At 69.5% G+C, this 7,802-nt stretch carries 8 protein-coding genes and 1 pseudogene; 2 read left to right on the forward strand and 7 right to left on the reverse strand.

The genetic code is table 11. The features are described 5' to 3' along the window. Positions 1-123: 123 nt before the first annotated feature. The 7 genes from ehuA to ectA all read right to left on the reverse strand — a co-directional run bounded on the left by ehuA (position 124) and on the right by ectA (position 6,027). Positions 124-960 carry an ectoine/hydroxyectoine ABC transporter ATP-binding protein EhuA gene (ehuA, locus tag ABD54_RS13520; protein WP_047869831.1) on the reverse strand — a complete coding sequence of 279 codons (837 nt, stop codon included), beginning with the start codon at positions 958-960 and terminating at the stop codon, positions 124-126. After that, the gene (gene ehuD / locus ABD54_RS13525) at positions 947-1,585 is read right to left on the reverse strand and encodes an ectoine/hydroxyectoine ABC transporter permease subunit EhuD (RefSeq protein WP_047869832.1); all 639 of its coding nucleotides are present in this window, start codon (positions 1,583-1,585) and stop codon (positions 947-949) included. Before ehuD ends, ehuA begins: the two co-directional genes overlap by 14 nt. Beyond that, positions 1,585-2,313, reverse strand: coding sequence for an ectoine/hydroxyectoine ABC transporter permease subunit EhuC (gene ehuC, locus ABD54_RS13530; RefSeq protein ID WP_047869833.1), 729 nt, complete (start codon positions 2,311-2,313; stop codon positions 1,585-1,587). The genes ehuD and ehuC overlap by 1 nt, the downstream gene beginning before the upstream one ends. A 7-nt stretch (positions 2,314-2,320) precedes the next feature. Continuing rightward, entirely contained in the window at positions 2,321-3,175 is an 855-nt protein-coding gene (ehuB, locus tag ABD54_RS13535; protein ID WP_047869834.1) for an ectoine/hydroxyectoine ABC transporter substrate-binding protein EhuB, read from the reverse strand. A gap of 474 nt (positions 3,176-3,649) precedes the next feature. Next, positions 3,650-4,045 (reverse strand): ectoine synthase, encoded by a 396-nt coding sequence (locus tag ABD54_RS13540; protein WP_047869835.1) that lies wholly within the window; start codon positions 4,043-4,045, stop codon positions 3,650-3,652. Positions 4,046-4,174: 129 nt separating this feature from the next. Beyond that, the gene (gene ectB, locus ABD54_RS13545) at positions 4,175-5,440 is read right to left on the reverse strand and encodes a diaminobutyrate--2-oxoglutarate transaminase (protein ID WP_047869836.1); all 1,266 of its coding nucleotides are present in this window, start codon (positions 5,438-5,440) and stop codon (positions 4,175-4,177) included. A gap of 89 nt (positions 5,441-5,529) precedes the next feature. After that, on the reverse strand, positions 5,530-6,027 hold the full coding sequence (gene ectA, locus ABD54_RS13550; RefSeq protein WP_082166809.1) for a diaminobutyrate acetyltransferase: 498 nt from the start codon (positions 6,025-6,027) through the stop codon (positions 5,530-5,532). Between the two features lie 798 nt (positions 6,028-6,825). Here ectA and ABD54_RS13555 point away from each other — a divergent pair. Further along, positions 6,826-7,095, forward strand: coding sequence for a WhiB family transcriptional regulator (locus tag ABD54_RS13555; protein ID WP_013156198.1), 270 nt, complete (start codon positions 6,826-6,828; stop codon positions 7,093-7,095). A gap of 189 nt (positions 7,096-7,284) precedes the next feature. Beyond that, positions 7,285-7,802: pseudogene (locus ABD54_RS13560) on the forward strand (copper resistance protein CopC); the annotation flags it as partial.

Raw genomic sequence — 7,802 nt, forward strand, 5'->3', positions numbered from 1 at the left:
AGGGGAAACTAAAAGCTACTCAATGACTACGGTATGTCGCCACTCGCCTCGACATGTCCCGTCACGCCGAGGGGCCGCTCCCGAAGGAGCGGCCCCGGCCGTGAGCGAGTGCGGAAAGCCCTCTCAGAAACCGTTGTCGAGCACCGAGCGGAGGAAGGACTTGGTGCGCTCCTCCTTGGGGTCGCCGAAGATCTGCTCCGGCGTGCCCTCCTCGGCGATCTGGCCCTGGTCGAACATGAGCACCCGGTGCGACACGTCGCGCGCGAAGGCCATCTCGTGCGTCACGCACAGCATCGTGATGTCCGTGGTCTCGGCGACCTCGCGCAGCACGTCCAGGACCCCGGCCACCAGCTCCGGGTCCAGGGCCGAGGTGACCTCGTCCAGAAGCAGGATCTCCGGCTGCATGGCCAGCGCGCGGGCGATCGCCACGCGCTGCTGCTGGCCGCCCGAGAGCTGGGTCGGGTGGGCGTCGATCTTGTCGCCGAGCCCGACCAGCTCCAGCAGTTCCTCGGCCTTGGCGTTGGCCTCGCCCTTGGGGGTGCCCAGCACGTGCACGGGAGCCTCGGTGATGTTCTGCCGGACGGTCATGTTCGGGAACAGGTTGAACTGCTGGAACACCATGCCGATGCGCTTGCGGCGCGCGCGCAGGTAGGACTCGTTCGCCCGGATCAGGCCCGATCCCTTGCGCATGTGGCTGAAGGGCTCGCCGGCCACCCAGATGACTCCCTCGGTGACCTTCTCCAGGGTCATCAGCAGGCGCAGGATGGTGGTCTTGCCCGAACCGCTGGGGCCGATGAGCGTGACCCGCTCGCCGGGGGCGACGGCGAAGTTCAGGTGGTCGAGCACCGTGAGGTCGCCGAAGCGCTTCACCACGTCGTCGAAGACGATCAGGGACTCGTCCCGGGGGCCGCTGCCGACACCCTGGGGCTCTTCGTTCACGGGGGTGTCAGACGGCGGCATAGCGTCGCTCCAGTCGTCGGATGAGGATGGCGGACGGGACGCTGACGAGCAGGAACAGGATCCCGACCAGGGTGTAGGCCTCGACGATGCGGAAGTCCGCGCTGCCGACCTGCTGTGCCTCGGTGAGCAGCTCGGGCACACTGATCGCCAGCAGCAGCGGCGTGTCCTTGAACATCGCGATGAGGTAGTTGCCCAGTGCCGGGATGGTCTTGCGGATCGCCTGCGGCAGCACGACGGCGCCCCAGGTGCGGCTGGTAGGCAGGCTCAGCGCCCGGGCCGCCTCCCACTGCCCCTTGGCCACGCCCTCGATGCCCGAGCGGTAGACCTCGGCGGTGTAGGCCGCGTAGTGAACGCCGATCACGACGACGCCCACGGTCATCGCGGAGATCTCCGCCGGGGTCAGGAGGAAGACGAACACGAGCTGGATGATCAGCGGGGTAGTTCGGACGAACTCCATGACCGCGTGCAGGACGGAGCCGAGGACCGGCGTCCGGCGGGCGATGGCGATCGCCAGGCCCAGGACCAGCGCGATCAGGTAGCCCAGGACGGTGACCTGGACGGTCACCCACAGCCCGGCCAGCAGGTCGGGCATGACCTCGAAGGTCCACTCGAAGTCCCAGAACATCACTTGGCCACCCCCGCCTTCGCGTCGACGGCCGGGGGCCGCAGGAGGGACAGCAGGCCTCCGCCGCCCGGAGCGGCACGGCCGAGCTTGCGGTTGGCACGGCGTTCGAGCAGTCGCATGCCGAGGATGAGCACCTGCGCGATCAGGTAGTAGAGGACGAAGGCCCCGATGAAGGCGACCACCGTCTCACCCGTGGCCTGGCGCATGTTCTGCGCCACGGCCGTCAGATCGGCCACACCGATCAGGTAGGACACCGCGGTGGCCTTCATCAGCTCGATGTTGAGGTTGCCGAACGTGGGCAGCATCTGGGCCCAGGCCTGGGGCAGCACGACCAGGCGCGTGCGCTGGAACCAGGAGAGGTTGAGCGCGACGGTGGCCTCTACCTGCGGCTTGGGAACGGCGTTGATGGAAGAGCGCACGACCTCGGCCCCGTAGGCGCCCAGGTTGAGGCCCACGGCGAGGATCGCGGCGAAGGTGTCGGCCAGTTGGAAACCGGTGAGCTGGGGCAGGGCGAACGCCATCCAGAACATCAGCACCAGGGCGGCGATGCCCCGGAACACCTCCACGTAGACCGTGGCGACGGCCCGTGGGAGCCAGTGGCGGATCGTCCCCATGATCCCGAAGAACATGGCGAGGACGAAGGCCAGCGCGATGCCCCCGAGGGTGAGCTGGATGGTGACCCATGCGCCCTCGGCGTAGAGCGGTAGCCGCTGGATCAGGAAGTCCACTGCGGGTTCATCCCTCGCAGAGTTCGGCGGTGGTCGTGTCGTCGGGCAGGTCCGCCTCGGTGAAGCCCCACTCCTCGCCCAGTTCCAGGAGGCGCCCGCTCTCCTTGAACTCGGCGATCACCCGGTTGACCTCCTCCAGGAGCTGGGTGTCCTGCTGGCGGAAGCACAGCCCGCCCCAGCCCTTCTCCTCCTGGCCGTCGATCTCGGGGAAGAAGGGCTCGGTGACCTCGAAGGGGCCGCCCCGGTCCTGGAGGAGGTAGGTGTGGGACACGCTCAGCATGGACATCGCGTCCACGCGCCCGGCCTCCAGCAGCTCGTAGCCCGCGGTCTGGTTGGGGATGAGCTCCATCTGGTTCTCGGGGACCTCGAAGTACTCGGCGTAGGTCTGCTCGACCGAGCCGTTGAGGACCGCGAGCACGAGGTCGGGGTTCTCAGCGAAGTCCGTGAAGTGCTGGATGTTCTCCGGGTTGCCCTCGGCCACCAGAAAAGCCTCGGGCGAGGTGGCGGTGGGCTCGCTGAAGGCGACCTGACCGCAGCGCTCAGGGGTGATGAACATGCCTGCGGCGATGACGTCGAAGCGGTTCGCGTTCAGGCCGGGGATGAGCCCGTCCCAGTTCACCGAAGAGGCCTGGATCTCGGGGACGCCCAGCTCCTCGAAGACCGCCTTGGCCACAGCGGGGGACTGACCGGCCGGGTTGCCGGAGTCGTCGACGAAGCCGAAGGGGATCTCGTTGGCGAGACCGACTGCCACGAAGCCCTGCTCGCGGAGCCGGTCCAGGGTCGAGGCGCCCTCCTCCCCCTCCCCGCCGCCTCCGCCGTCGACGCGGGTGCAGGCGGCCAGGCCGAGGGTGGCCAGCCCCACTCCTCCCAGGCGGAGTGCGTCACGGCGGCCCCAGGCTCCTCTGCGTACTGCGGTTACCTGCTTCTTCACGACTGCTCCTCGAAAGACTCGCGGGAGCGGCGCCCTCGCCTGGCTGGACGACGGCGCCGCGCATTCGGATCGGAATGCCTGGTGTGGGCGGTGCGCGGCTCCGGGCCGCGGCTGGGGCCACCGCCCGGGACAGGGTGCGGCGGCACGAGTACGGGGTTCTCCCTCCCCGGGCAGGACCGGCAGTAACGGGACCCGATTAGTCCGTTATGCACTGGTTATTCACGTGCAGTCTGGGAGTGATCCGGCCTTTGACCTGTTCAGGGCGGGTCACCTGGTGCTCGTGACTTTGGGTCCGATTGTCCGTCACCCTGGGGCGCCGCCCGCGCGACACTCCGGTGGCGCCTTCCGCGAACACGAACGGGCGGGGCCGACCGGCCCCGCCCGCGTGGTCTGGCAGTCCTGGGATCAGGCGCCTTCCTCTACGACGAGGGGGTAGACGCCGTTCTCGTCGTGCACCTCGCGCCCGGTGACGGGCGGGTTGAACACGCACAGCACGCGGAAGTCCGTCTTGGGGCGGACGGTGTGCTTCTCGTGGCCGTCGAGCAGGTAGAGGGTGCCCGGCGTGATGACGTGCTTCTCCCCGGTCTCCTCGTTGGTCAGCTCGGCCTCGCCCTCGATGCAGTGCACGAGCTCGACGTGGTTGGCGTACCAGAAGGTCGACTCGGTGCCCGCGTACAGGACGGTCTCGTGGAAGGAGAAGCCGACCCTGTCCTTGGCCAGGACGATCCGACGGCTGCGCCAGTTCTCCGTCTTGATGTCGGCGTCGGTGTCGTTGACCTCGTCCATACTGCGAACGATCACTGTGCTCCCCCTCTACGCGCTCTGAGCGCTCCTGTGGTGGTACGGCACACAGGGAGGGGCCGGACGACGTCCCGAGGGTCGCCGCCCGGCCCCGCACCGTGTGGTGTGGAAATCCCCCTGTGGGAGTCCCTAGGCGGGCTGGGCCGCCTTGGCCGCGGCGCGGGCCGCGTCAGCCATGATGTCAAGGTCGGCCGTGAGTTCCTCCTCGCTCGCCGTGAGCGGCGGCAGGAGTTTGGCCACCTCGTCCTCGGGGCCGGAGGTCTCCAGGAGCAGACCCCGCTCGAAGGCCTCTGCGGCGACCTTCTTGGCGATGTCGGTCTGCTCGAAGGCCAGGCCCCGGGCCAGGCCGCGGCCGCGCACGTGCGCACCGAACTCGGCGTGCTCGGCGGCCATCTCGGCCAGGCGGGCGGCGACCATGTCGCCCTTGGCCTTGACGGAGTCGGAGAAGGCCGAGTCGCTCCAGTAGCGGCGCAGGGCCTCGACGGCGGTCACCATGGCCGGGTTGAACCCGCGGAAGGTGCCGTTGTGCTCGCCCGGCTCCCAAACGTCCAGCTCGCGCTTGAACAGGGTGAGGGCCATGGGCAGGCCGTAGCCGCTGATGGACTTGGACAGCGTGACGATGTCCGGGGTGATCCCGGCCTCCTCGAAGCTGAAGAAGTCGCCGGTGCGGCCGCAGCCCATCTGGATGTCGTCGACGATCATCAGGATCTCGTACTCGCGGCACAGGTCCGAGAGCTCGCGCAGCCACTGGGCGCTGGCTGCGTTGATGCCGCCCTCGCCCTGAACCGTCTCGACGATGACGGCGGCGGGCTTGTCCAGGCCGCTGCCGCTGTCGTCCAGCAGGCTGCGCAGCCACAGGAAGTCCGGGGTCTTGCCGTCCAGGTAGTTGTCGAAAGGCATCGTGGCGACGTGGCCCAGCGGCACGCCCGCGCCGCCGCGCTTCATCGAGTTTCCGGTGACGGCCAGGGCGCCCAGCGTCATGCCGTGGAAGCCGTTGGTGAAGTTGACGATGGTCTCGCGACCGGTGTACTTGCGGGCCAGCTTGAGCGCGGCCTCGACCGCGTTGTTGCCCGCGGGTCCGGGGAACTGGACCTTGTAGTCGAGGCCCCGGGGTTTGAGGATGATCTCCTCGAAGGTTTCCAGGAACTCGCGTTTGGCCACGCTGTAGGCGTCGAGGCTGTGCACGATCTTGTCGTCGGTCAGGTACTCGATGAGCGAGGTCTTCAGCTCGGGGTTGTTGTGCCCGTAGTTGAGCGACCCCGCCCCCGCGAAGAAGTCGAGGTAGGGCTTGCCGTCCTCGGAGTAGACGTGGCTACCGACGGCCCGGTCGAACACGACCGGCCAGTTCCGGCAGTATCCGCGGACTTCGGACTCCAGGCGCTGGAAGGTCTCCATCGTGTGTTCCTCGGTTCCTTTATCCCAGGTTCGTGGGCTCATGGCTTGGGCGACGGGGTGGGTCGAACGGGTCCGGTGCGGACGGTCGGTCATGCTCCGGGCCCGGCTCCGAGAGGTCCGATGCGTACGAGGTCCTCGGGGTCGTGGGGGGTGTCCTCCTGGGGGAAGTGTTCCCCGGTGAAGAGCGGACTCCACACTGCCTCGGCCTCTCGGTCCCTGGCGAACGAGGCGAACAGGGCGCGGGAAGCGGTGTTGTCGGCGGTGACGGTCGCTTCGAGGTAGCGCAGGCCGCGGTCGGTGATCCGGTCACCGACGAAGTCGAGCATCCGGCGGGCCAGTCCCTGTCCGCGGTAGGCGGAGTCGACGGCGACCTGCCAGAGGAAGTACGTGTCGGGGTCGTCGGGCCGCACGTAGCCGGTGACGTAGGCCGCGACACGGCCATCGTCGCCGCGGGCGACGACGCTGGTCGTGGCGAAGTCCCGGCACCAGAGCGCGTAGGCGTACGGGGAGTTGGCGTCCATGCCGTTCTCCCGCGCCAGCCGCCACATGTGCGGTCCGTCCTCCGGGGACGGGTGCGACAGGCGCACGCCTCCACGGCCCGCGGCGCCTGGGGCCGTGGCCCCGGTGTCAGTCCGGTCGCGTGCTTGGAGGTTCGTTCGTAGATGTGGCACGTCGATCGAACTTAGCGAACGAATGTCAATGACATTTCGCGGAGGCCGTTCGCGAATGTTTGGGCAGAGCGCTCACGGGTATGGCCCGTTTATTTAGCAGCGCCTCAAAGCCCTGACCTGGCCTTTCGGGTGTCGCCCGGAAGCGGACGGGGCACGGCCCCACGCCCCGCCCAACAGGGGGTTCGGCGCCGCGGCCGAGGGGAGAGGGCCCGGGGCGCCGCCGGGGAGGCCGGGCGCCGGCGCTCGGGGGACCGGCAGCCGTCAGGGTCAAACACAGATCCTCGCGGAGCAATATTAAGCGTGCGTTAAGTCACATGAATCCGGTGGAAAGCTCGCGACATAACGTCACTCGGAGGCTCCGCAGGCGCACCACACGCTACGCCGAAAAGGACCGGCGGCACACCCGAAACGCCGACACCCGGCAGGGCGCGACCTTCGGCGCGGCCGCGTGGGACAGGGGAGCGCGAAAGCCGGGCCCACCCGGGGCGCGCCCTCGGGAGGGCGGCCCGCACCCCGGAAACGCCCTTGAGATTTCCGGTCTTTTCGAGCAGACTCCGTGTAGTACTACGTTGAGTCGTACTACAATTGGTCGCATCGCCGCGCCGCGGTTCCCGGGTCGATCACCCGTGGGCGGTGGGGCGGAGGAGCCCCCTGGTCCGGCCGTGGTGACACGGCACGGGGACAGGGACCACCAGCCACGGATCGGAGGCGCCCGTGAACCGCCTGTACCACGAGAGCGAGGACTGGGTCCTGCAGGGCAACTGCCGCTCGCAGGACCCGGAGATCTTCTTTCCGGTGAGCAGCACCGGGATCGGGCGCGCCGACACCGAGCAGGCCATCGCCGTCTGCCGCAGCTGTACTGTTCGCCAAGAGTGCCTGCGGTGGGCCCTGCGGGCGGGAGAGGCTCACGGAGTCTGGGGTGGGACCACCCCCGAGGAGCGCCGCTACATGCGCCGCGAACTCGTCCCGGCCGGTCGTCACTGACGAGGGCGACGGGGACCGCCGGAGGGCCTCGGCCCGCCCGGCGGCCCGGCCCCCTCGAACCGTCCCCGGTCCGAACCCGCCCCGTCCGCGGCCCGGACGACCGCGCCCGGCGCCGGTCCGCCCGGGCCGCGCGTCCGCCGTCCCCAGAGGATCTTGCGGCCCTCCGGGACACGGCTTAGGTTCTTTCTCGTGCGACCCGCCCACGGCACACTCCGCCTCCTGCGCACGGCCCTGCTGGCCGCTGCGTGCACGGGCCTTGCCTGGGGCGGGCACAACCTGTGGGCCGCCGCGCCCGCCTCACTCGGGGGCCTGGCCGCGGCGACCGCGGTCCTGTTCCCCCTGCTGTGGTACTTCACCCGCACGATGCGCGGGTTCGGCGACATCTTCGCCGTCATGGCCTGCGTGCAGATCCTCCTGCACCTGGTGTTCCAGGGTTCGGGCGAACCCGCCCTCGGCGTCCTCGGCACCGGCGCGGACCACACCGGGCACGGCCTGATCACCCACGCCCTCGGCCTCGCGCCCGGCATGCTGTTCGCGCACCTGTGGGCGGCCCTGCTGGCGTCGGCGCTGCTCGCCCGCGGCGAGGCGGCCCTGTGGTTCCTGACCGCCCTGCTCACCCGGGCGCTGCCGCCGCTGCGCGTGCCCGGCCTCGCGTTCGGCGCCCGCTTACCGGTCACCTGCGCCGCCTCCGCTACGGCTCCCCCGCC

The sequence above is a fragment of the Nocardiopsis sp. RV163 genome (assembly GCF_001029525.1).
In the GTDB taxonomy this organism is placed as follows: Bacteria; Actinomycetota; Actinomycetes; order Streptosporangiales; family Streptosporangiaceae; genus Nocardiopsis; species Nocardiopsis dassonvillei.